The organism is Propionispora sp. 2/2-37 (genome assembly GCF_001298735.1).
Taxonomy (GTDB): domain Bacteria; phylum Bacillota; class Negativicutes; order Propionisporales; family Propionisporaceae; genus Propionispora.
On record NZ_CYSP01000003.1, the window covers coordinates 26050 to 50430 of the forward strand.

Sequence of the window (24381 nt, forward strand, 5' to 3'; positions counted from 1 at the left end):
CTCCTTTCTCCATCATGCCTTGCTACTATGCCTTATTTAATCCCCACCGCTGACGCACATTCCTTTCTATCCGGCCAAATATCAGTTTGTCAACCGTTACTCCCAGTACAATGATAACGATCATTACCGCCATAACCTGACTGATATCCGCCAAGTCACGGCCCACCATTAATATCTGCCCAAGGCCTTTGGTAGCCGACATCATTTCCCCGGCCATCAGTGCCCTCCAGGCAAATGACCAGCCCTGTTTTAAACCGGCAATCAAGCTGGGCAGACTGGCAGGCATAGTTACATTCCAGTAAAGCTTGATTCCCCTTGCTCCCATGGTTTTAGCAGCTCTTATGTATAAAGGGCTGATATTCTTAATTCCCGACTCAATGGACATGGCCACCGCAAAAGTGGACCCCACCGCAATAACAAAAATAATAGCACTTTCATTTAATCCATACCATAAAATGGCAAATGGCAGCCAGCAAATGCTGGGCAACGTCTGCATCCCCAATATGATAGGGCTAAGATTTTCATCCAGGTATTTGAAGCGCACCACCAGTAATCCAATAACCAAACCCAAAGCTACCGACAAAAGGTATCCGGCAAAAATACGCCTGGCACTAGCCAAAACGGCAATACTTAGGCTGTTGTCGCTGATTAAACCGAACAATGTCCTGGTAACGTCAAAAAAGGATGGAAAGACATACGGTTTCCAGATGCGCAGTATATCCACACCGACCTTATAAGCCACTTCCCAAATCATGATCAAAATCAGATAAAATAGTATCTTTTTTAATATTCCAGTCACTGTCGAATTCAGCTTTGGCAACCTTTTCCACCTCTTCCTTCAATTCTTTAAGAATGTCCGCCACAAAATAAGAAACATCCCTGCTTTCCGGCTGCCGGGGCCTGGCCAGTTGTATGGCAAATTCTTTCTTAATTTTCCCCGGATTCGCCGCCATGACAATCACCCTGTCGGCCAGAATAACCGCTTCTTCTACATTGTGGGTAACAAACAAGATGGTCTTTTTTGTTTCCCACCAAATTCGCTGCAATTCCGATTGTAAAATAGTTTTGGTCTGGCTGTCTAAAGCGGCAAAAGGTTCATCCATAAGCAATACCTGCGAATCCAGCGTCAGTGCCCGGGCTAAGGCAACGCGCTGCTTCATCCCGCCTGACAATTCATGGACGTAACAATCCTGAAAGCGGGTTAAATGCACCATTTTTAAGTACTTTAACGCTTTTTCCCGGCGTTCTTGCCGGGAGAGGCCCGCCATCTTCATGCCAAACTCCACATTGTCAATTACTTTAAGCCAGGGAAATAAAGCAGCCTCCTGAAACATAACCGCCCGGTCCGGGCCTGCTTCACTGACTTTCCTTCCATGCAGCAGCACGTTGCCCGCAGTCGCAACTTCCAAACCCGCAATAATATTTAAGAGTGTTGATTTTCCACAACCGGATGGCCCCAATAAACAAACAAACTCACCCTGTTTGAATTCCAGATTAATCTGATCCAACGTATGAACACTATTATTTTTGCTGACAAACCGCTTGCTGACATTTGCAACAACCACACTCAAGCTCAACACCTCTTTTCTAACGAACCGTGGATTTGGGATACCCGAGCCCCGGCCGCACTGGATTATTCCAAATCCATTATTACTGTAGTTCAGGCAGCCCTTTTTCCTTAAGCACTTTATTCAAAATGGAAAAATCAAATAAATTAGTGAGATCCTGTTCACTTTTAATAAATCCGGCGGCTGTAGACAACCTGGCAAAACCAATGACCGAATCTTTCTGCGGATCATACGTTACGGTCAGGCGTTTGAAAGAGTCTGCTAAAATATCATTTCCCAGCGGCTTATTGGTAAGTGCCTTAATCTGGGCATTCACTGTCTCCTGTGCTTTGGCCGGATTTTCATTAATATAACTGGTTAATTCAACATGTGTACGGAGGAATTTCTCCACTAGTTCCGGATGTTCTTTGATAAACTCCGTTCTTGCGATCACCACTGCCGTAGTATATTTACCGTCCCGCCAAACCTGATTCTGATCTAAGACCACATTGGCTTTGATTTCCCTGATCAGACGCGACCCCCAGGGTTCGGGTACCAGCGCAGCATCGATTTCACCCTGGTCCAGCAAAGTTTTGATGTCCGGATTTTCCGCCTGCCGTATTTCCACCGTACCACCCTTGGTAGTATCCTGCAGGCCATTTTCCAATAAAATATTTCTAAGAGACAAATCCTGAGTATTGCCGAATTGCGGTACAGCGATTTTTTTACCGCTAAGCTCCTTGACATTGTTGATAACCAGATCTTTTCTGGATACTAAAATAGAACCGGCATCGGTTGCCCCGGCTATAATCTTTAGGTCTCCCTTGGATTTTACAAAACCGGTAATGGCCGGTCCAGGCCCTATGTAGCCAATGTCCACTTCACCGGCGAACAAGGCTTCTATTTCAGACGGTCCGGCATTAAATACCTTCCATTCGATAGGATTGGCTGGACCCAAAGCTTTTTCAAAGCGCCCTTCTTCCTTGCCGACAAGCGCCTGGGAATGTGTAATATTAGGGAAAAGCGCCACACGGACCTTTACACTCTCATTGTCTTTTCCCGTATTCGTGCCGGAACAACCGGTCATTCCAACCGCTATACCCAGCAATAACCCCGCAACCAGACCAAACTTTTTTTTCTTCATTTGTTGCCCCCCCTTAATAAATTTAGTTCAGCTCACCGGTAATCAATCGATAAACTAAAAAGGCTGAAAAATACTCCCATCGAGTATTTTCCAGCCTTTGGTTATCCAATGAGCCAGCATTTAATTCGGTTTTCATAGAAACGAGACCCTCATTGCAGGCCTCCTTTCAACTTAGGTCAACCTACAATACCAGCTTACAGCCAGACAATGTCTGAGTAAATGATAATATACTTTTTTTCTCCCGTCAATCATTTTTTATAAGGCGAGTAAAACTCCATACGGCGTCAGCTTATTGTTCCGTGAAATTCGGCACTCCTTACCTCAACAATACGGTTATTGCCGTCGACCATAACCACGCGGGGAGAAAAATCTCTCACTTCTGCCTCCGTCATCAGCGCGTAAGCAATAATAATGACTGTATCACCCGGCTGTACCAGCCGGGCCGCCGCTCCATTCAAGCATATGATTCCGGAATCTTTTGGCCCCTTGATGACATAGGTTTCCAGACGGCAGCCATTGTTGTTATTTACCACTTGTACTTTCTCATTGGGTAAAATGTTGGCAGCAGCTAGCAGTGTTTCATCAATGGTAATGCTGCCCATGTAATGCAAATTGGCCTCCGTAACGGTGGCGCAGTGAATTTTAGCTTTAAGCGATGTTAACAGCACGCCGGCGAATCCTCCAGAATCATATTATCTATTAACCGGGTTTTCCCTATCCTTACAGCAAGAGCCAATAATACTTGACCCCGCAACTCTTCGAGGGGCTGCAAATCAGGATACCCATACATTTCGACGTAATCAATCGAAGCCAGCCGTTCTGCCGCAATTTCCTTTTTGACCAGGTCTTTTAATCTACCGATGCTGCGTTCGCCATTGCTTACCGCCTGTTCCGCCTTTTTCAGACTACGGAATAACACCAGGGCTGCATTACGTTCTTCGGGGCATAAATATACATTCCGGGAGCTTTGAGCCAGCCCGTCGCTTTCCCGCACAATAGGAACCATCTCGATAGCCGCATCCAGGTTCAAATCCTGAACCATGCGCCGGATCACCAGTACTTGCTGGGCATCCTTTTGGCCAAAAAAAGCCCTGTCCGGCTGAATAATGTTAAGCAGTTTCGTAACAATCGTTGCAACTCCCTGAAAATGTCCCGGACGGGATATCCCGCATAATTTTTCGGTAATTCCCCGCACATTAATGAAAGTGGCATACCCTGGCGGATACATTTCGGCAGCCAGTGGATGAAAAAGGACATCCACCCCGGCACTTGCTGCTTTCTCACTGTCTCCGCTCAGGTCACGAGGATAACTTTGAAAATCTTCACCCGGGCCAAATTGGGTCGGATTGACAAAAATCGTTGCCACCACAACATCACAGCTTTCCCGTGCCCGTCTCATAAGCGTTAGATGGCCTTCATGCAAGGCTCCCATCGTGGGTACCAAGCCAATCGATTTACCCTTTTCTTTGTTCATTTTTATAAAAGCTTTCATGTCTGCAATCGTTTCTATCACTCTCATTATATCCTCTCCCTGTCGCGTCAATATAGTTTTTCCAGTACGGTATCCGTAATGCTAAAACAATGCTCCGGCCCCGGAAATTGTCTTTCCTGCACCTCGTAAATATAATTTTGAACTGCATCTTTGATTTGCTCTGCTAAATTGGCATATGCCTTGACAAATTTCGGGGTAAAACCGGAATATATGCCCAGCAGGTCATTGATAACCAAAACCTGCCCGTCGCAGCCGGCCCCCGCCCCAATGCCAATGGTAGGTATCGTTAACGACTGGGTCACTTTACGGGCCAGCGCTTCCGGAACGCATTCCAGAACCAGTGCAAACACGCCGGCAGCCGTTAACGCCCTGGCGTCGTCCAGTAACTTCTGTGCCGTCTGCTGATCCTTTCCCTGCACTTTGAAACCGCCAAGCTGATGTACCGACTGCGGTGTCAGGCCAAGATGGGCAACCACCGGGACTCCGGCCCGCAGGATCGCCTTCACGGTCTCAGCAATCTCTTCACCGCCTTCCACCTTTACCGCCTGTGCACCTGTCTCTTTTATCAGCCGTCCGGCATTTGCCACCGCATCGCTTCTCGATACCTGATAGGACATAAACGGCATATCCACAACCACCAGCGCCCGTTGCGCACCACGGCAGACTGCTTTGGCATGGTGAATCATATCCTCCATGGTTACCGGCAAGGTAGATTCATAGCCCAGTACCACATTTCCCAGCGAATCTCCGACTAACAGCATATCCACCCCGGCCTGATCCAGAATACGGGCCATGCTGTAATCATAAGCCGTTAGCATGGAAACAGTCTTTCCCTCCATTTTGCGCTGACGGATCACAGCAGTCGTGATTTTATCTTGTTTCATTGATTGTCTCCCCCATTTCCGTTTCCAAACTATTTATCAGCTCATTCATTAGCCTTTCGTCAAGTAAACCCTGTTTTTTAGCCATATTCAGGGTATAATGCCCCAGTGCTGTATACAACCGTAGTGTATCCCGATCCGTTGTTGCCAATGCTGCAACATGCCGCTGTACAGTATTCCCGTCACCCCGGCTGATCGGGCCGCTTAGCGCTTTGGCCGGCCCAACTTTTAGAAGATTATCCATACTTCCTTTCATCAGCGGCCATAATGCCATCACAGCCTGTTGTTCATTTAACCCACAGGGCTTCAGCAATTGAGCGGCGCACTGCGCCAAAGCAATCAAATAATTAGAAGCCATGCAGGCAGCGGCATGATAAAGCGTACGCTGCCCACCCGGCACAGAAAAAGGTATGCTGCCTAATTGAAGGGCCAACTCCCTTGCCTGGGCCACGGCCTTCCGGTCACCGTCCAATGCCATGTAAGCTCCCTGAAACTGTTGCCATGCCGTTTCTGTAAAGGTAAATGACTGCAGGGGATGCATAGAGCCGATTCTTGCCCCGCACGACGCTGCTCCTGCCAGTACACTGACCGGTAGGGAACCGCTAACGTGATATATGAACTGTCCCTGTACCACTCCTCCGGAAAAGGTAATCTGCTCAGTTACGGTCTCAACATAGCGGTCAGGCACGGTAATAAAAACGATGTCTGCCTGACGGGTTATTTCTTCGGCATGCAGCGACCAGTTGGTTTTTATTCGATCGGCCAGTGTTGCAGCCGATCCGGCCGTCCGGCTGGCAACTCCGGCTAACCGGTATCCCAACCGCCAGCAGGCATAAGCTAATGCACTGCCTACCTTTCCTGCACCAATAATAGCTATTGCCGGTCTTTCCATCTGCACTCTCCTTCTTTCTGCCACTGTCCGCACAACATAAAAAAGCCTTCCGGAACCTGTCCGAAAGGCATAGCTAACCTTTATTACCTTCCGTCCCGGTCCTCGCGGATCCAAGCGGTGTTCTCTTCTAAATCAACAAATACTTTCAGCACGCTACCGGCAGTTAGTTATATGGTATAGCTCCATAGGATGCCACCCAACTATCCACCGTATAGGAAATCATCTTGATGATATCACACTTGACAATAACTATGCAAGATGAAAAAAGGAAATTTTACCACCGTGTATCCTGCCGGTCCTCATTGTCCAGCGAAGATTCCACTTCCTGAATCTCTTCAAAAATATCATCCCCAAACCATTCCCGCAGCTTGGCTCTCGCAGTGCTCTTGACCGCATCGTTAATATATATGGCACAGGTAGTTAGCGCTAATGCCAGTACCCCTAAATCGTCAGAATAGCCAACCAGTGGTGTAATATCGGGGATGGCATCAATAAAGGAAATAAAATAGCCAAGGGCGCCGTATATGGTAGCCTTAGCCCATTTGGGAGTTTCCGGGCGGCGTGTGGCGTAATAAAGTAGCAGCGCCGTGTAGATGGTTTTGCTTCCTGCTTTTTTGGCAACGCTTTTTACTTTCTGCCAGAATGATTCCTCGGAATACTCCTTTTCATAATTCATCCTGCTCATCTCCTTAACCAGTACAGACTCTCTTTAGTCTTCTTCTTCCGTTATAATACCATACTAGGTATTCCCTGAAAACAGGCTAACTTCTGATGTTAATTTTTATAAGCTGACAATGGTTTAAGGCTTTTACGGACAAACATCAAGAACCACTGTTCCTTTCTATCGAACAGTGGTTCTAGGCTCATTTTCCACAATGATATTATTGTGCAGGTACAAACTGCTTTAATTTTTCTTCCACTGAACGCCAGGAACGTTTGGCAAATACCATGGGTATATCTTTAGATTTAGCTATAGCTTTAGCATTTTGTGCAGTACAGTGATTGATATAATCTGTCAGTACTAAAATAAATGAGGTAGACTGCGGTATTTTTATTTTATTGCGGTCAATAGGCTTGCGGCCGGAAATATGTACCAGCTCCTTCACACCCATAGCATAGAGATTTTTTTCAATACTTCCCAAATAGTCACCACCAATAACTACAATTGACATGTTTGTCATCCCTCTCCTTGTTCGATATTGATAATTATTCTCAATATAATTTTTTTAAAAATTGCAGTCCCTATTCATTAACTGCAACTTTAGTATATCCCTCACATGGCAACCTATGTAATTTATCGTCAGCAGCCAGCTTTTGCAGCGCGTCCACTACCCCAGGATCAAACTGTGTGCCCCGGCAGCGTTCTATTTCATCAAGCGCTTCCTGTAATGTAACCGCCTGCCGGTATGTCCTTACCGTAGTCATGGCATCGAATGAATCGGCCACCGCAACAATACGGGCAGCTAATGGTATTTTCTCTCCTTCCAGTCCATCCGGATATCCCTTGCCGTCAGAGCGTTCATGATGATAACGGACAATATCGGCAATTTCGCGAAAAGCTTGAATATGTCCGACAATACTATCTCCAATAACTGTATGCTTCCGCATTCGCACAAATTCCTCCGGCGCCAGCTTCCCCTGCTTATTCAGGATAACGTCAGGAATGCCGATTTTTCCGATATCATGCAGATGTGCGCCGATATGGATTTTCATTTGCTCTTCCCGGGAAAACCCCATCGTTTTTGCCAATAACAAGGACAAATCCGCCACCCGTTCCGAATGTCCGCAGGTGTAAGAACTTTTAGCCTCCAACGCTAGCGCCAACGCCTCAACAACATCATGTAAATCCTCTAATGTAACTACCTGAGATACCATATGTTATCCTCTCCGGGTACCTAGTTTAACCCAATCCCAATAAATGCTTCCAATTCGGGATTATAAATTGATATACTGTTACGTCCGTTGTTTTTGGAATAATAAAGGGCTTGGTCAGCATAACTGTACAGCTTGTCCCTGTCCCAGCAGGGATGTGATGTTAATGTACATATTCCTATGGATACGGTTACAGTCACCGTTTTCTCTTTCTCTACAGAAAATGTATACCCGGCTAACGTTGTTTGAATCCTGCGAGCCACTGTGATTGCTTCCTGCGAGCCGGCATCCGGTAACAGCAAAGCATACTCTTCTCCGCCCAGCCGGGCCGGTAAATCGGTTGCTCTGCTCTGTTTGCGGATAATAAGCGCCAATTCTTTCAAAATTAAATCACCCGACTGATGCCCATAAGTATCATTGATACGCTTAAACCAGTCAATATCCAGAATCATTAGTGAAATAGGCCTGCAGCAGCAAAGATTTTCAACAAAATGACGCTCTAAGTGTTCAAAAAAGCAGCGCCGGTTGGCTATGGAGGTTAAAGGGTCCGTCATGGCCATGTTTTCCATTTGCGCATAAGCCTTTTCCAGCTCCGCACTTCGTTCTTGCAATTCCGACTGGGCAGCTAACAACTCTTCATTGAAATTTACCAAATAAACATTTTGTTCACGAATTTGCTCGCGCGAGCACCGCAGATCTTCCACAGCCTTCATCAAGTCCTGCTCCCGGCTCTGAATGCGGCGCGCCATCCAATTCATATCCCGCATTAAAGAAAGGACCGCATCGCCCTCATCGCCTTCGGAAGATTCATTGGGCACCGAAATTAAATCGGTATAATTCCCTTTCTTTACTTTCTCACATAGGCTCCGCATAGCACTAATCTTACTGCCCACCAACCAGTCCGTAGTAACATTGGGTAAAAGCAAGGCCGTTAACAATGCCGCAGCCAGTGAAAAGGCCTGCGCCTGACTAAAATCTCGATTCGCCGCTAATTCCGATCCTTGCGCCATCCAAAACAAGACAAATTGAGGTATTAATGCCGTAAGGAAAAAAAATCAGGCGAAGTTTCCCTTCCAAAACAACGCCTCCTCTCCCGGGAGAGCCTGCACCGGACGATCCGATGCAGGTAACAACAGCCTTATTTCACCGACGATTCGGAATGGCAGGAGCATTCTTTGGAAGGCCGTGCTCCCGAGCAAGTACTACTGCCACAGCCGCAGGAGCTTGCTCCGCGGAAAACGAGCCAGGCTTTACGTACCGCGAACCCTACGGCCGACAAACCAATAAGCGCTAAGATAATATTTTCCATGACAGCATCCTCCTTTAATTTAATAGCCCAGTATAGTCCCCGCCTGGTAAACAATAAAGGTAACGACCCAGGCCAACGCCAGTGAGTAAAGCGCGCTAAATGTCATCCATTTCCAGGAATTTGTTTCCCGTTTAATAACCGCTAAAGCAGCCATGCACGGAGTATAAATCAAGACAAAGACCATAAGTGCATAGGCTACCAGCGGAGTAAGTACCGGATCGTTTTCCAGGGCGGTTTTTAATGCACCTTCATCTTCTTCCGCATCACCAACACTGTAAATAGTCCCCATCGTACTAACAACAACTTCTTTTGCCGCAAACCCGGCAACAAGGCCAACACCAATTTTCCAGTCAAAGCCCAGCGGCCGAAGCAGAGGTTCAACCACCTTGCCTAAACGCCCGGCATAGCTTAACGACAGCTTCTCACCAGCTTGTTCTTTATCCAGTTCATCCAGGGTTGCCTGCTTTTGCTGATCAATTTCATAGTATTTTACTGCTAAAGGATAAAATTCCGGCACTTCCGCTTCCAGTTCAGCCAGCTTACTTTCCTTCTCCTGGATTTTTTCCGTCATTTCCGGACTTTCCTCTTCCAGGTCGGCCGTTTCTTCGTCTGTCTGTTGCTCAATTTCTTCTATTTTTTGTACCGTTTCGGCAAGATCAGGATGGTCTTCCATTTTTTCAATATTTAGCGGCTGATATATTTTTGCTGTTAATTCTGCATCCGCCTGTTCTTCCGCTTGCGTTTTGGCTTGATCATAATCTTTGCTGAACGGTACTTCACTAGGATAATTAGTCAAAAACCAAACAATAATGGAAGCCGCCAAAATAATAGTACCTGCTTTTTTCAGATAAAGAACGCTGCGCTCCCACATATGAACCACAACGCCGCGCAAAGTAGGCGTATGATACGGCGGCATTTCCATAACAAACGGTTCTTTCGCCCCGGCAAAAAGATATTTACGGAATATAACCCCCATAATAATAGCTAAAACAATACCCAGGACATAAATAGAGAACAAAACACTACCGGCATATTCCTTGGCAAAAAAGGCACTGATTAACAGTGTATATACCGGCAACCGCGCACTACAGCTCATCAACGGAGCAATCAGAATGGTAACCATCCTGTCCCGCGGATTCTCCAGGGTACGGGCGCCCATAATAGCCGGAACACCGCAGCCAAATCCCAGCAATAAGGGGATAAACGATTTGCCATGAAGGCCGACGCCTCTCATAACCCGGTCCATAACAAAAGCGGCCCTAGTCATGTAACCGGTATCTTCCAGTAAGGCAATCCCCAAAAAGAGGAATATAATATTAGGCAGGAATACAAGCACACCGCCAACACCACCGATAACGGCATCCTGAATCAGGGCCTTTAAATCGCCGTCCGGCAGATAGCTGCCAACCATTTCCCCCAGCCAGCCAAAGCCATTCTCAATCCACTCTTGAGGATAACCGCCAACCCAGAATACGAAGTTAAACAGCAGCCACATAACACCAAAAAAGATTGGCAATCCCAACACACGGTGTGTGACAATTTTATCAATGCGGTCAGAAATAGAATTCGCTTGCGCATTGCGCACTTTTGTAACCGAACGGTACAACTCGCCGGCAAAACGATACCGCTGCTCGGCAATTACAATTTCCAAATCCTCACCAAAAGCATCCTGCAATTCGTCCCTGGCAATTCTTGCCGCCGCCAATACCGCGAGTCCCCCGGGCACGGAATTTAACGTGTTAATTACATCTTCATCATTTTCCAGAATTTTAATGGCCAGCCAGCGAACCGGATATTTGGCATCCACGATAGGCTCTAATTGAGCTGTCAGCCGCATAATTTTCTCTTCAATCTGCGCGCCATAGTCAATTTTAAAACCTTTAGCCTGTTTTGCAGCCACCGAATCAACAACAGTTTTCAACAATTCTTCCGTGCCTTGATTGCGGTTTCCAATCGTTCTGGCCACCGGCACGCCAAGTTTCTTCTCTAATGCACGATCATTAATTTCCAATCCCATACGGGCAGCAATATCGTTCATATTGAGCCCTAACACCATCGGGCGCTCCAGCTCCATTAGCTGGGCAGTGAGATAAAGATTTCTTTCCAGGTTAGAAGCATCTAAGATATTAAGAATAATGTCCGGCTTTTCATCAATAATAACATTGCGGGCCACAACTTCATCCAGTGCATGAGCCGTCAAGCTGTACGTACCAGGCAAGTCGACTATTACCAGATCATTATCCCGAAAACGGCGTGAGCCTTCCCGTCTCTCCACCGTGACACCGGGATAATTTCCAATATGCTGGCGTGAACCGGTAATATTGTTAAAAATCGTAGTTTTACCACAGTTCGGGTTACCGGCTAGTGCCACAGTTACATTCGTATTTTTCAATTTTTCTCCTCCTGTACTTCCAATTATAGTAAGTTGGATATTGATAATCATTTTCATGTAAATAATATAAAAAAAAACTTCATCTGTCAATACAAAGCAAGAAGAAAAATCATTGTCCAGAACTTTTTTATTTCTGCATACATACACTGCAGCAAGGAGGATTTTACTATGTTTTTCAAAACCCATTCTGGTCTTTGTAACGCCTTAGCGCTTGCCGTCTTATTTACGTTGGTATTTTTAGTAGATAATGATTATTATTGCTGGTAAGCATATTGGCAGATTTATACCAGTCACGAACGAAGACTCTATAGAGCGTCTGTTCCAGCGGGTCCGTATCCGCCGGAACAGACGCAGTTACCTCCGGACATCATGTTAAGGCCAAGAATTGGCAATTAAAGTAATAGGCAAGTTAAATTTAAAAACAGCGCTGCTCCAGTGAAATCTCTTGTATTTCTTTTATGCCGTGTTCCGCCATATTCTGCTACCGGCTAAAATTTCCTCGGGATTCATTCCGTTAAGCAGCAATCGGTTAACATGATTCTTATCCGCCGCAAAGCGTTCCATAACGTCAAGAGACTCCTGAATATCGCCATATATACACCATTCTTTGCGACACGTTTCCGTTAAAGAACCAATCCCCATGAACCCCTGTACGTCCTTCAGCGGAATCCCCAGAAAAATGCCAATTTCATGCGGGCAGCACACGCGAAAACGTTCCTGGAGTTCCTGCAGACAAGCACCTATCCCACGGTTCACCGGATAACCCATCTTGCCAAGAAATAGCTGATGCGAGGGCTGGCAAATGCACTGTTTTAGTTTATCGTTCCGGTAAAACAAGACGCATTCCCTGTCTTTCAAACTTTTCAAAGATAACGTTCGTACCGGTGAAACCGCAAGCATCTTGTTACCCGTTTTACGCCATATTGTCAGCGCTGCCCGGTATTTTGTATCAATCAGCGATAAAATAGTAGAAGGTTTACTGCCACACAAGGTTGGAGCCAATTCGATAGACAACCATTTCAAAAAAGCTTCCTCTTCATCTATTTCAGCTTTAACTGCCAAAAATTCTTTTTGTTCAAGAACAACCTTGTCCGCCATACCCTTCACCTCTTTTCTCCCGTTACCATGCCGCTTAGACAACAGCAGCAGCTAATTTTTTCCCTAATGCCCGGCAGGCAGCCAATCCCTCTTCATCCGGAGTGTTTTGAATAATAAGACCATCCTCCAGTAAGGTAAACCCTTGATTCCTCATTCGTTCTTCCCATTCTTTCATCCATTCCCCGCTACCCCAATCATATGAACCAAATAGTACGATCGGAATGCCGTTTTTTTGTCCTTCCAGCGATTCAACGAACGGCTCCATCGACCCTTCTTCCAAAACCTCGTTTCCCATAGCCGGGCAACCCAAGGCAAGCGCATCGGCCTGAATCGCATCGTCCACAGTAGCATCATCAACCGAAAGCACTTTTACCTCCGCATCCGGCCCCTCGGCTCCCGCCGCAAGCGCCTTAGCCATTTGTTCCGTATTCCCTGTCCCGCTCCAATAAATAACCGCTATCTTTTTCATCTGTCCTGCCTCCTTAAATTATGTATTGTAAACCCGGCTTACATCAGGCCCTACTACCTGCGTTTCATGAATCCCATTCCCGGATCATTCCGTTTTGATAATCAATCACCAGTTCCCCTCCGTGTTTGGCAAACCGTTGACGCAGTTCTGCCAGTACGGCAATCAAAGAAACAGGGAACTCCCGTACGGAATTCATGTCCAGCAAAACACGGTGATAACCATACTGTAAGCGGTCCAGTAAATTGTGTTTCAGCATATCAACATGCTCAGCAAACATTTCACCACTCACCGTAATCGTAACCTGACGAAAATCAAGCTTGCTCCAAATTGACATATTTAACCTCCCCGCTTGCCATTCCGATGTAAGGATTTCATCGATTATTAATAATGATAGTCATTATCAATAATTTTGTCAAATCATTTCTATCAAGGCCTCAAAATAATTGTCACGCCTATCAGTAAACCAACTTTTTTCTAAACGATACACCCGACTTTGTTATTTAAAATTTTGATAAAATTTTTCTGCATGAATGGACCATCATAGAAATTCCGGCACATGCTCCGAAGCTGCTGAACCGTCAGCCCGGTATCCTCCTCCAATACTTCCGGAAAAACAGCGGAATCGATAATATCCTGGGCAACTTCCATTGTGTCGGAATAGATACGGACATGCAGCACAAAATCAGACCGGTTCCACAACAGATTAAAATCGATGCAAAACATTTTCATTTTTCCCAGGCATCCAGCATCGTCCAGATTCCAATAACCATCAAGTTCGTTAAGCGCAGCTTCCATAAGCGGAGCATAGCCCGAACCGGAATTCCGGACATACTCAAGGAAATCCGCTCTGGAACACAGCGGAATAAACAGTTGCTCGTTGTCCTGGTGAATCGTATAATAAAACGCCAGCGGCAAGTAAACATACTGAACAAAGCCCAGCAACGACTTACTGTTGGCATAACAGGCCCAGTTATTATCCAGCATATTCCGTCTGTAATCAACAATCGCTGTATTGACAAAAACAGCCTCTTCAGCCGATGCAAGCGGTCCAAAGGTACTCTGCCAAAGATCCTGTTTTCTGGCCAGCGCTCCTTCCCAAAACAGGTAATTATCATATTTGCACATGTAAGTTCTCCTTAACAGCGAGTGTACTTTCAAAAATTATTTGGAATACAACTCAATAACTAAAATTTCATTGACCTCAATCGGAATTTCCTCCCGGTTGGGCAAGCGCAGCAATTTACCGCTAAATGCGTTAAAATCTTTTTCTATGTAAGGTAAATCAAATGATTTCAACTCCTGAAAATTAGCAGCAAACATGGCATTTTCCCTTGATTTTTCCCGTAAAGCAATGACGTCCCCCACCTTAACCCCATAAGACGGAATATCCACTTTACCACCGTTAACCGTTATATGCCCATGCGTCACCATCTGTCTGGCCTGGCGGATGGAATTAGCAAAACCGATCCGGTATACCAGGTTATCCAGCCTGCATTCCAATGCTTTCAACAGGGCAACCCCACTGATCTCTTTACTTTTTTTGGCCCGGTCCAGATATCTTACAAATTGTTTATCTAACAATCCATAATATGCCTTAATTTTTTGTTTTTCCAATAGTTGCAGGCCATATTCCGATAATCTCCTGCCCGCTCTGGCATTTTCTTTCTTCGCCCGGTTCATCGCTTTGGGATGTCCAAAAATATTCACCCCCAGCCTTCTACACAACTTAAACCTTGGCTCGCTTCTTGTTGCCATATTGATCTATCCCTCTCTTTTTGTTATTGCATAAATTATGCCGGCAGCGTGATGATTGCCAGCCTTGCCCCAAAAGCACCAAACAGCCCTCCACCATGAATATTTTATCATTAGAGCAAACTGTTAGATAATGATTATCATTATCGATAATAATATCATCCCCTATCCCTTTTGTCAATACCAGGCATCTGCTATTCCATGCAAGCCAGTCGTCAATAAAAAGAGAACTTCGACAGATATTGGCCGAAGTTCTCTTAAGCTTTTCTTATGTTGTTACAAATCATCCGACAGGGATTACCTAATCGCTCATTTTTTTTATTTGCCAGATTCCGACGCCGAAAAATAACAGGAAATAGACTATCATAACCGCAACAGACAGGAAGGAAACCGCTCCACCGCCGGCAACACTGCGCAATGCCTGGCTGGCATGAGTCAGTGGCAGCAATTCAATGAACCAGCGCACCACTTTGGGGAAATGACTGGTCGAAAAAAAAGTCGCACAGAGAAACGACATCGGCAGCAGTACATAGGTGCTGAAATTGCTCATATCTTCGTGTGAGTTCAGGTACATTGCCGCCACAAATCCCAATGCGGCAAATAATGCACAATTTAATACGAGAATCAGTAAAAAATAGCCGTTTACTAAAAATTGCGCTCCAAATAAAAACGATAAACAAATGATCACAGCGGACGAAATCATGCCCCGCAAAACTCCTGCCAGTATTTTCCCGGTTACAAAGGAAACGGCGCCAATGGGGGCGATCAGATACTCTTCCAGCGTTTTATGATAGAGACGGCTCATATTAAGTGGTGAGCCGACGGCATTAAAACTGATTGTCATGGAATTAAGCGCTACAATTCCCGGTACAATAAAATCCAGATAATTGGATTGACCGACGGAAATATTCCTTCCTATCCCCCAGCCGAAAGCCACTAAATACAACAGGGGAGATATCATCCGGGCAAAAACATAACGGCCTAATCGCCTTTTTAACACCAGCCAGTCCCGCCAAAATACTGTCCATATATCGTTTATCATGCCCCGGCCACCCTTCTGCCTGTAAGTTCTACAAACACATCTTCCAGGTTGGAATGGCGTATGGTAGCAGCTACTGCCAGTTGACCGGCAAAGCTGGCCGCTTCTTCTCTGGCGGCAAAAAAACGTGCCTTTGTCTCCTCGCCTTCCGGCCACTCCACCACAAAGCGTCCTAACCGCCGGCATAAGGCTTTCGGGCTATCCAGCGCTATCAGCCTGCCCTTGTCCAAAATAGCGACACGGCTGCACAGGTGCTCCGCTTCTTCGATGTAATGCGTCGTTAACAGCACGGTCAGTCCTTCTTCATTCATTCGCCGGACCAGATCCCATAACCGCCGGCGAACCTGCGGATCAAGCCCTACCGTGGGTTCATCAAGAAACAATACTTGCGGCCGGTGCAGCAAGGCCCGGGCAATCATTAAACGACGCTTCATTCCCCCTGAAAAGGTCGTAACCTGATCATAACTGCGGTCGGCCAAGTCAACGTAGTCCAGCAATGCTTCTATTCTTTCATTCCTGTCGGCCACGCTCATATGATGCAGCCTGCCGTGAAGCTCAAGATTTTCTTTCGCGGTAAGTTCATTATCCAGATTAAAAAATTGCGGTACTACACCGATCAAGGCCTTCACTTTCTTTTCATTCTTCGGCAACAGCAGCCCTTCAATCCTGATATGTCCGGACGTTGGTTTCGTGAGCATGGTCAGCATACGGATAGTCGTTGTTTTTCCCGCCCCGTTTGGACCTAATAAACCAAACGTTTCGCCTCTTGCAATCGTTAACGTCAGTTGGTCAACAGCCGTACGGTTGCCAAACTGTTTAGTCAAGTTTTCCAACTCTATCATGAATCCATGTCCACCTTACTTTCCCTTTCCCGTTTTCCGGACAGCCCCCGCACAAAAAACAGCGGCCGGTGATTGTCCATCTGAAGAATAGCAGACTCCACACCGAATACGTCCCGCAGCATGGCAGAGGTAATCAAATCCGCTGGCGTACCGGAAGCAAACACAGTGCCCTCCTTAAGCACCACAATAAAGTCGGAATACTGTGCCGCCTGATTGATATCATGTACTACCATAACAACCGTAATGCCGTTTTTTCTATTTAAATCAGCCACCAGTTCCAATACTTCCAGTTGATGGCTGATATCCAAATAAGTCGTAGGTTCATCCAACAGCAAAACTTCGGGCCTTTGCGCCAATGCCATCGCAATCCAGGCGCGCTGCCGCTCGCCCCCCGACAACGAACTTAACAGCCGTTCCTGAAACACCGTCATTCCGGTTGCGGTCAGTGCATCTTCCACCACGGTTTCGTCTTCTGACAAACTTCCCTGCCACCAGTTCCGGTGCGGGAACCGTCCATATTCCACCAAATCTCTTACCGTCAAATCCGGCGGAGATTGCGGGGATTGGGACAGCACCGCCAGCCTGCGCGCAAGTTCCCTGTTGGAAATTGCCGCCATATTCCTGCCGTTAAAATAAACCTTGCCCCTGCTGGGAAGCAGATTTTTTGACAAAGTCTTAAGTAAAGTACTTTTCCCGGAACCGTTTGGACCAATAATGGCGGTAATCTTGCCACAGGGTATGGCAAGATCAATATGGTTCAGAACCATTTTCTGTTCCAGCTGCACGGATACAGTCTTTGCCTCCAGAATAGCCATTACATTTCCCTCCTTAGCAAATAAAGGAAAAACGGCGCACCGGCAAAAGCCATGATAATGCCAACCGGCAATTCAACCGGAGCCAGTATCGTCCTGGCCAGTGTATCGCTGCCCATAACCACACTCATGCCTAACAGTGCCGAAGCCGGCAACAGATAGCGATAATCCGATCCTACCAACAGGCGGGCGGCATGGGGTACAATCAATCCCACAAATCCTAGTAATCCAGCGACACTGACCGCACTGGCGGCCAGCAGCGCAGCTACCGCAGTCAGGAACGTTCTATTTGCTTCCACCTGCAGACCAAGCCCTCTGGCGGTATCATCACCCAGTTGAAGGAGATTCAGTCGGGCAGCACCCCAATATGCCAGTATACCTCCGAAAAGTGCATAAGGCCAGATGATCTCAACGTGAGGCCAACTGCGGGCAGACAAGCCTCCTACCATCCACATTAATGCACCATGCACCCGGTCACTGTAAAAAATCATCAAAGCCGAAATACCGGAACCTAAAAAGGCAGAAACGGCTACGCCGGCTAAAATCATCCGGACTGGACGAATGCCGCCTTTCCAGGCCAGACTATAGATAGCAACAGCGGCAGCCATGGCACCGATAAAAGCAACCGGCGTTATTAATACTTCCAAATGCGGAAACAGAATCATAACCGCAACACCAGCTAATCCGGCTCCGGCAGAGATACCGATAATATGAGGATCCGCCAGCGGATTACGCATAACTGCCTGCAAAATAGCCCCCGACAAAGCCAGATTCCAGCCGACCAAAGCACCTACAAGGGTTCGGGGCAGGCGGATATTCCAGATAACCTGACTAAGCGAATCGGTTCCGCCGGTAAAGATAATGTGCCATATGGCTCCCGGCCCAATATAAACAGCACCTTTGGCAATACTTAATAAAGCCGTCACTACTGCCATTGCGGCAAACAGCGACAGAAGCAGCATCCGTCGGATTTTTCTGGTTCCCCATACCGTGCCGGCAAGCCTACTGTTCATGTCCAAAAACCTCAGGATAGGCAATACTGGCCATATACTCTACAGCCTCTGGGTATTTCAGTCCCGGATTTAAAAGAAATAAATCCTGCGGCAGATAATACACCTTCTGATTACGCACAGCCTTCACTCCCGCCCAGGCCGGATTACTTTTCACATCAGTCTGCATTCTTTTTTCAATTTCCGGATCTTTGCCCATGGTAGTAACAAAAATGATATCCGGATCGGATTCTACCAGCTTTTCCAGACTAAAGGGGGTATTGTCCGGGTCTCCTTCCAAAGGAAGACTGCCTTCAGCAATATTGGAAAGCTTTAGGATTTTGGCGACATTTCCTGCTATGCTATTTTCCAGTTCCACGGTCACCGATTTGGCAGTTGCATGTAAAATAGCGACTTTAACCGGTTTATCCGGTATTTTGTCCGTAGTCGCCCGGACTTCAGCTTCTAATTGGCGTGCTATTTGCTCACCTTTATCCTTTGTCCCGGCAATAGCGCTGAATAACCTCACCTTGTCCAACACATCCTGATAGGTTTTCAGTTTTACCAGAATAACCGGTATATGATTGCTTTCCAGCAGCGGCACCAGTTTTTCATGCATACCCTGGAAGGCAATCACCAAATCCGGTCCTAAGGCGACTACCTTTTCCATATTGATATTATATACATAGCCGACCTCCGCAACCTGCCGGGCAGCTGCCGGAACATCCAGATTTTTGGTGGACGGACGCCCGACAGCAGTGCCGTCAACAGTATATAATATATCCAAAAAAGAAGGAGACAGCACAACCGTTCTGGCCGGCTTATGCTCCAGTTTTACTGTGCGGCCGCCATCATCCGTAATGGACATGTATTCCGTACCGGCCGTTGTGTCTCCTGATTGAGAAGGCTTGTTTGCACAGCCGGGAAGAATGGCAATCAACGTGATGATTACAAAAAGAACTAATCTTCTGCTAACTCCCATGAAATTCGCACCCCTATCGTTTCTATATATAACCAGCAATCCTAGATAGAAAGGCTACTCCAAACTTCATTGGCCAGCTTCCCGTTACCCTAACCCTCATCGTTGGTTTAGAAAAAGCTCAGCCTTTGAATATTTGAGAGCAGCCTCTTGTATAAGGTTGCATCTGCGCGGGGCTACTAAACCCGCCGGGATAAAATCGTCGATAGATAATTCACTTTTTTATCTTTCAGTTCGCTAAAATCACGGATAATCTCTTCTTCGGGCAAGCCACAGCGGCTGATCATCACCGCATTGCCGGACAAATTATGCCGGTCGAGTTTATCTATAATTTCATTTACATTTTTATAAACCTTCATTAATACTACGTTATCCGTTATGGCCAGTGCCCTTTCCACTTTTTCCTCGGAAGCGGTGGCGGGAATAATACTTAAAATATCATTTCCCTCCACCAAGGGATATCCCAGTTTGCTGCCGATTGCACAAAATGCCGGTACTCCCGGGATGGTTTCAATCGGATAACCGCAATTTTCTAAAAGGCGGAAAACATAAATATAAGTACTATAAAACATGGGGTCACCCAAAGTCAGGAAAATTACCTTCTTACCGGCATCTAGCTGACTTACAATCACATCCTTGTTATACTGCCAGGCTTCTGTCAGAGTTTCGTTGTTTGACACCATCGGGAAAACCAGCTTTAGAATTTCAACATCCTTTTTTAAAAATGGTTTGGCAATGGATAATGCCACGCTGTCTTCTTTTTTTTCCGTTTTAGGGGCAATAATCACATCCGCTTCCCGGATAACCGAAACCGCTTTCAACGTTAGTAATTCCGGATCTCCCGGTCCTACACCAATTCCATAAAATATACCTGACATGCGCATCTCCTGCTTTCTTATCTAAAAAATATCAATAAAAAACCGGCCTGCAAACAGCCGGGAATCACCTAACATGTAAAATCCCCTTCCCCATCGCTCGTGAGTAAAAACGGTGACTGTCAAACAGGCAGTTCTCCTGGCTCTGGATCATAACGCACTCAAACCTTCCCGGAACCTCTTCCAGTGGTATATCTTGAGCTTGTTCCCCAATACAGTGGCGGGACCGCGCCGGCTTATCACCGGACTTCCCTATTAAGCCCTAATGGGCACCTGCTTCATGTTATGTAATTAATGCCATACAATTTTAATACTATCATATATTCCGCACTCAGGTCAACTGGAGCAGGGCTTTAAAACTCTATGCCTTTTTGCGCTTTTATCCCGGCCTGATAAGGATGCTTAATCTCTTTCATTTCAGTAACCAAATCGGCCCGGTCGATGATTTCGGCAGCAGCATTGCGCCCGGTCAGAACCAGATGCAGTTCCTCCGGTTTTTGCTCCAACAGCCTTACCGTTTCTTCCACCGAAACCAGCTTCATCCCGATAGCATAGTTAATCTCATCCAGAATCACCATGTCCCAGTTACCGGATTTTATCTCTTCTTCTGCGGCCTGAAAAGCCTCCCGGGCGGCCAGTTGATGAGCCGGCAGTTCATTCTCTGCCGCCCCTTTTACAAACCCTTCGCCCATAGGACGTATCACATAATTTGGCCCAAGTTTTTCGATTGCCGTCAACTCACCATATTTCCAGCCGCCTTTAATGAACTGAATGACCATAATCCGCATCCCCTGTCCCCAGGCCCGCAGCCCCATACCCAGGGCTGCCGTTGTCTTGCCCTTGCCGTTTCCGGTATGAACAATAATCAACCCTTGCCGTTCCTGCATACTATCACTCCCTGTTACTACATTAGCTCTGTCTATTGGCAGACGCTTGTTTATTTTTTATTATAACATACCGGGTGGCAATACCTTGACCGGCTCTCTGGTTATTCTTCCAGCCGGAATATTACCGGTAACACGGTATAGCAGGTAACCGCCCGCCCGGTGCTGCGCTCCTTGGCCGGAATAAAACGCCACTGCCGCACTGCCTCAACTGCAGCAGCATCCAGGCCCGTATAACCGCACGACTCCTGTATGCTAATCCGTCCGGGCAGCCCGTTTCGCAGAATCTGAATCTTGAGAATGACCGTGCCTTGCTGCCCGGCGCGCTTGGCTGCTTCCGAATAAGCCGGCTTGACCTGTGACCAAACTCCCGGGGCAATCACGTCATTGCTTTTTCCTCCATTATTGCCATTACCCGTCCCCGAACCGGAGCCTGTACCGGAACCGGAGCCTTCAGCACCGGTACCGCCATTTCCGTTACCACCGGTACCTCTACCGCCCGAACCGCCAACCCCGCTTGGTCCGGAATCAGTACTTGTTTCAGCGGCTACAAGCGACATCCTCCCGGTTTCAATTGCCGGAACCGGCGTACTGTCCGGGCTAGCGGTAGAAACCGCCCTCTCCTGCTGAGAAGTTTCGGAAGAGACCGGCACCTGCGGTAAGCCGGCTAATTGCTCTGCTACTGCTGCGAGCCCGTCTTCTTCCCTCTGCAGTCCCCCGGATTCCCCTGCATCGGGAGTAAGAGCCAATTCCAGCTCGATGTACTCCTCCGGCATGTCTCTCGGAACAGGGCTTTTTCCGGCTAACCAGCCAACACCAAGGATAATAACCGCATGCAGGATCAAAGATATCATAAACGCTTTTCGCCAACGCCGGTCAGCCGTCAACTGCAGCATGGCCTACGGCCTCCTTTCCGTAGATACTGCCACTCGCTGCGCTCCGGCCTGTTTAAGACCGTCCAGTACGGCAACTATGGCACCATAGGCCGCTTCTTTGTCGGCTCCCAGCAAAAAAACGACATTATTTTGTTTGGCCAGTTCCAGTTGCGCCCTTTTTTTTACCAGACTTGGGGGTATGGCTTCCTCGCCAAAAAGGATATTTCCTTCCCGGGTTACCGTTATGATAACCTTGCCGGTAACATCGCTCTGACCTGACACACTTTGCGGCAGATTAACAGGAATGGTATGCTGTTCCACCATATATAAGGTACTCATCATAAAAAATACGAGTAAAAAAAAGATAATATCAATCATCGGGATAATCATCAGCCTGGGCTGTTGCTCGTTTCGCAAATTACGCAGTTTCATGGTGATTCTCCCGGCGGTGGCAGGTTAACACTAGCAGGCAGACTTGTTCCATATCGGTAATGATCCCATCCAGCCGATGATTAAAATAGCTATATACCAGCATGGACAAGGTTGCTACGCAAAGGCCGGTGGCGGTGGCAATAAGAGCTTCGCCCACCCCTCCGGTAATCGCCATGGGCTGGCCTGCCTTAAGATTGAATACACTGAAGGAACCAATCATGCCTATAACCGTTCCCAAAAGCCCCAATAGGGGTGCAACCGTTACGATCGTGTCCAGATGGCGCAGGTTCTGCCGCAGCTTGCCGACTGTCAAGGCCGCTTCCCCTTCCAGCACACTTTCCATGTACCGGCTGCCGTTTTGGCGGCACTGAAGCCCCTTTTCAGCCAGTCTGGCTGCCACGCCACCCCTCTGCCGGCAAAACCCAGCCGCCTTTTCCCACTCCCCTTGTGCTAAAAAAGCCGATAGCGGATCAATAAACCCTGCCATTTCAGTCTTTGCCCCACGATAATATATATACCGTTCCACGCCAATGCTAATCACCAGCAGGGAGCAGCACAACAGCAAATACATAACCGGACCGCCCTTATGAAACAGTTCCATGCCCTCCAGAATAGCATTCATTTTCTTACCACTCCCCTATACTAAGTTAGACTGACTCTATCTGCTATCCACCGCTTTCCTTTTTAACGGTTTGTTCAACAATTCCGGCCAGCATACTCGCCCAGGCCTCCAGATAGGCCTCCATATCCGTCCCCGTTATGGAGGGTGCTTCTACCCCAAACTGCCGGGCCGCAACAGCCAGCAAGGCCGTTCCTCCCCAATAGACTTCTTCAGGTGACAGCAATTGCCAATTCAGTTGATCCAGTAAATGAACATATAAAGAGGTAAACACAACTAAACCATCCTGGCGGTCCAAGCAGGACAGCAGTTCCCGAAACCTGGCCCTGTCAATTGGGTTCCGGCAAAAATTCCGGTGTTTTTCCCAGATCATCTCCTCATTAACGCCAAAGCGCTGTAAGCGCCGCAGCAAACTATGCTGTTTCTCCGGCGATAAGCCTGTCTGTTTAAACAGGGCCTCCTTCACTGCCTTTTTTACAACGTTTCCGATCAATTCGCCAAGTTTCGAGTGTTTGCCGGCGCTTTCCAGGTACAGTGGCGAAGAAGGATTCGCGATTATCATGGTCTGATCGGTCCCTGAGCCGGTTGCCAGACCGCTGGAATACTTGCTGCCGGCCATTAATTCTTGTAAAGCCGCCGTTTTCGCTTCCGTACAGGTAACCAGTGCCCGCGCCAGCGTACCGGGCGGCATATCCGCATTCACGGATAATATAATATTGATCGTCCCGGACTTTTGCAGGCTGCTTCTTTCCACTGGTTTAAAATAGGCTGCAGGATCTCCCACCCGTCCGCCGTTTACTTCAATACCGCCGGTAACTAAAGCCGCCACATTCAGATTTTTATATTCATCGGCTTGAATAGCCACATTATCCATTAATGCCGCCGTCGCCATTCCCGAGACATGGGGTGGATTAAGGCCCATATTTTCAGCCACCGAACACATATATGCTTCATAACCTGACGCCTGCAGCCCGGAAGCTGTCCCTGTTTCCGGACTGCAGTCATGATTAAACACCGCCGTAAGATCCTCACGGTAGCCGCCATTCATTACCGATGTACTCAAAACTTTCCGCACCGCTGCAAAAGGAATGACAATACTTTTGTGACGGCGGTAAACAGAATCGCCGTTAGCTAATTGATATATTTCCATGTTCTCCCCCCCTCATTACGTTACAGAAAAAGCGGCA

At 47.2% G+C, this 24381-nt stretch carries 29 protein-coding genes and 1 riboswitch; all 29 genes read right to left on the minus strand.

Annotation, left to right across the window (positions count from 1 at the left end; translation table 11 throughout):
• Nucleotides 1-25 precede the first annotated feature (25 nt).
• Entirely contained in the window at nucleotides 26-754 is a 729-nt protein-coding gene (locus tag P22_RS03505) for an ABC transporter permease (protein ID WP_172675803.1), read from the minus strand.
• On the minus strand, nucleotides 732-1565 hold the full coding sequence (locus tag P22_RS03510; RefSeq protein ID WP_235814553.1) for an ABC transporter ATP-binding protein: 834 nt from the start codon (nucleotides 1563-1565) through the stop codon (nucleotides 732-734). The genes P22_RS03505 and P22_RS03510 overlap by 23 nt, the downstream gene beginning before the upstream one ends.
• Nucleotides 1566-1650: 85 nt before the next feature.
• Nucleotides 1651-2691, minus strand: coding sequence for an aliphatic sulfonate ABC transporter substrate-binding protein (locus tag P22_RS03515; RefSeq protein ID WP_054258844.1), 1041 nt, complete (start codon nucleotides 2689-2691; stop codon nucleotides 1651-1653).
• Between the two features lie 284 nt (nucleotides 2692-2975).
• Nucleotides 2976-3359: an aspartate 1-decarboxylase gene (panD, locus tag P22_RS03520; protein ID WP_054258845.1), complete on the minus strand. Its 384-nt coding sequence runs from the start codon at nucleotides 3357-3359 to the stop codon at nucleotides 2976-2978.
• Nucleotides 3350-4210: a pantoate--beta-alanine ligase gene (panC, locus tag P22_RS03525; protein ID WP_054258846.1), complete on the minus strand. Its 861-nt coding sequence runs from the start codon at nucleotides 4208-4210 to the stop codon at nucleotides 3350-3352. Before panC ends, panD begins: the two co-directional genes overlap by 10 nt.
• A gap of 20 nt (nucleotides 4211-4230) precedes the next feature.
• Nucleotides 4231-5067, minus strand: coding sequence for a 3-methyl-2-oxobutanoate hydroxymethyltransferase (panB, locus tag P22_RS03530; RefSeq protein ID WP_054258847.1), 837 nt, complete (start codon nucleotides 5065-5067; stop codon nucleotides 4231-4233).
• Nucleotides 5054-5956 (minus strand): Rossmann-like and DUF2520 domain-containing protein, encoded by a 903-nt coding sequence (locus tag P22_RS03535; RefSeq protein ID WP_082378387.1) that lies wholly within the window; start codon nucleotides 5954-5956, stop codon nucleotides 5054-5056. Before P22_RS03535 ends, panB begins: the two co-directional genes overlap by 14 nt.
• 274 nt (nucleotides 5957-6230) lie before the next feature.
• Entirely contained in the window at nucleotides 6231-6632 is a 402-nt protein-coding gene (locus tag P22_RS03540) for a YkvA family protein (RefSeq protein WP_216598022.1), read from the minus strand.
• Between the two features lie 205 nt (nucleotides 6633-6837).
• A complete protein-coding gene (locus P22_RS03545; RefSeq protein ID WP_054258849.1) occupies nucleotides 6838-7128 on the minus strand; it encodes a DUF2325 domain-containing protein in 291 nt (96 codons plus the stop codon).
• A 70-nt stretch (nucleotides 7129-7198) separates the two neighbouring features.
• Nucleotides 7199-7831 (minus strand): HD-GYP domain-containing protein, encoded by a 633-nt coding sequence (locus P22_RS03550; RefSeq protein WP_054258850.1) that lies wholly within the window; start codon nucleotides 7829-7831, stop codon nucleotides 7199-7201.
• A 20-nt stretch (nucleotides 7832-7851) separates the two neighbouring features.
• On the minus strand, nucleotides 7852-8838 hold the full coding sequence (locus tag P22_RS03555) for a GGDEF domain-containing protein (RefSeq protein WP_054258851.1): 987 nt from the start codon (nucleotides 8836-8838) through the stop codon (nucleotides 7852-7854).
• A 128-nt stretch (nucleotides 8839-8966) separates the two neighbouring features.
• Nucleotides 8967-9137 carry a FeoB-associated Cys-rich membrane protein gene (locus P22_RS20360; protein WP_156318841.1) on the minus strand — a complete coding sequence of 57 codons (171 nt, stop codon included), beginning with the start codon at nucleotides 9135-9137 and terminating at the stop codon, nucleotides 8967-8969.
• A 19-nt stretch (nucleotides 9138-9156) separates the two neighbouring features.
• Entirely contained in the window at nucleotides 9157-11529 is a 2373-nt protein-coding gene (feoB, locus tag P22_RS03560; RefSeq protein WP_054259073.1) for a ferrous iron transport protein B, read from the minus strand.
• Between the two features lie 456 nt (nucleotides 11530-11985).
• Nucleotides 11986-12627, minus strand: coding sequence for a DUF3793 family protein (locus P22_RS03565; protein ID WP_054258852.1), 642 nt, complete (start codon nucleotides 12625-12627; stop codon nucleotides 11986-11988).
• Nucleotides 12628-12661: 34 nt separating this feature from the next.
• On the minus strand, nucleotides 12662-13096 hold the full coding sequence (locus P22_RS03570) for a flavodoxin (RefSeq protein ID WP_054258853.1): 435 nt from the start codon (nucleotides 13094-13096) through the stop codon (nucleotides 12662-12664).
• A gap of 64 nt (nucleotides 13097-13160) precedes the next feature.
• A complete protein-coding gene (locus tag P22_RS03575; RefSeq protein WP_054258854.1) occupies nucleotides 13161-13430 on the minus strand; it encodes an STAS domain-containing protein in 270 nt (89 codons plus the stop codon).
• A gap of 140 nt (nucleotides 13431-13570) precedes the next feature.
• The gene (locus P22_RS03580) at nucleotides 13571-14221 is read right to left on the minus strand and encodes a hypothetical protein (protein ID WP_054258855.1); all 651 of its coding nucleotides are present in this window, start codon (nucleotides 14219-14221) and stop codon (nucleotides 13571-13573) included.
• 36 nt (nucleotides 14222-14257) lie between these two features.
• Nucleotides 14258-14851, minus strand: coding sequence for a 30S ribosomal protein S4 (gene rpsD, locus P22_RS03585; protein ID WP_054258856.1), 594 nt, complete (start codon nucleotides 14849-14851; stop codon nucleotides 14258-14260).
• Nucleotides 14852-15149: 298 nt separating this feature from the next.
• On the minus strand, nucleotides 15150-15890 hold the full coding sequence (locus P22_RS03590; protein WP_054258857.1) for an ABC transporter permease: 741 nt from the start codon (nucleotides 15888-15890) through the stop codon (nucleotides 15150-15152).
• Complete coding sequence (locus P22_RS03595; RefSeq protein ID WP_054258858.1) at nucleotides 15887-16729, minus strand: ABC transporter ATP-binding protein; 843 nt, start codon at nucleotides 16727-16729, stop codon at nucleotides 15887-15889. Before P22_RS03595 ends, P22_RS03590 begins: the two co-directional genes overlap by 4 nt.
• Nucleotides 16726-17544, minus strand: a complete 819-nt coding sequence (locus P22_RS03600; RefSeq protein ID WP_054258859.1) for an ABC transporter ATP-binding protein — start codon at nucleotides 17542-17544, stop codon at nucleotides 16726-16728. The genes P22_RS03595 and P22_RS03600 overlap by 4 nt, the downstream gene beginning before the upstream one ends.
• Entirely contained in the window at nucleotides 17544-18554 is a 1011-nt protein-coding gene (locus tag P22_RS03605; protein WP_054258860.1) for a FecCD family ABC transporter permease, read from the minus strand. Before P22_RS03605 ends, P22_RS03600 begins: the two co-directional genes overlap by 1 nt.
• Nucleotides 18544-19512 (minus strand): ABC transporter substrate-binding protein, encoded by a 969-nt coding sequence (locus P22_RS03610; protein ID WP_054258861.1) that lies wholly within the window; start codon nucleotides 19510-19512, stop codon nucleotides 18544-18546. Before P22_RS03610 ends, P22_RS03605 begins: the two co-directional genes overlap by 11 nt.
• 176 nt (nucleotides 19513-19688) lie before the next feature.
• A complete protein-coding gene (gene cobI / locus P22_RS03615; RefSeq protein WP_054258862.1) occupies nucleotides 19689-20387 on the minus strand; it encodes a precorrin-2 C(20)-methyltransferase in 699 nt (232 codons plus the stop codon).
• A gap of 108 nt (nucleotides 20388-20495) precedes the next feature.
• A riboswitch (cobalamin riboswitch) is annotated at nucleotides 20496-20676 on the minus strand.
• Between the two features lie 61 nt (nucleotides 20677-20737).
• Nucleotides 20738-21271: a cob(I)yrinic acid a,c-diamide adenosyltransferase gene (gene cobO / locus P22_RS03620; protein ID WP_054258863.1), complete on the minus strand. Its 534-nt coding sequence runs from the start codon at nucleotides 21269-21271 to the stop codon at nucleotides 20738-20740.
• A gap of 101 nt (nucleotides 21272-21372) precedes the next feature.
• Nucleotides 21373-22164, minus strand: coding sequence for an energy transducer TonB (locus P22_RS03625; protein WP_054258864.1), 792 nt, complete (start codon nucleotides 22162-22164; stop codon nucleotides 21373-21375).
• 3 nt (nucleotides 22165-22167) lie between these two features.
• Nucleotides 22168-22575, minus strand: a complete 408-nt coding sequence (locus P22_RS03630) for an ExbD/TolR family protein (protein ID WP_054258865.1) — start codon at nucleotides 22573-22575, stop codon at nucleotides 22168-22170.
• Complete coding sequence (locus P22_RS03635) at nucleotides 22562-23197, minus strand: MotA/TolQ/ExbB proton channel family protein (RefSeq protein ID WP_054258866.1); 636 nt, start codon at nucleotides 23195-23197, stop codon at nucleotides 22562-22564. Before P22_RS03635 ends, P22_RS03630 begins: the two co-directional genes overlap by 14 nt.
• Before the next feature lie 43 nt (nucleotides 23198-23240).
• Nucleotides 23241-24344, minus strand: coding sequence for an adenosylcobinamide amidohydrolase (locus tag P22_RS03640; RefSeq protein ID WP_054258867.1), 1104 nt, complete (start codon nucleotides 24342-24344; stop codon nucleotides 23241-23243).
• Between the last annotated feature and the right edge of the window lie 37 nt (nucleotides 24345-24381).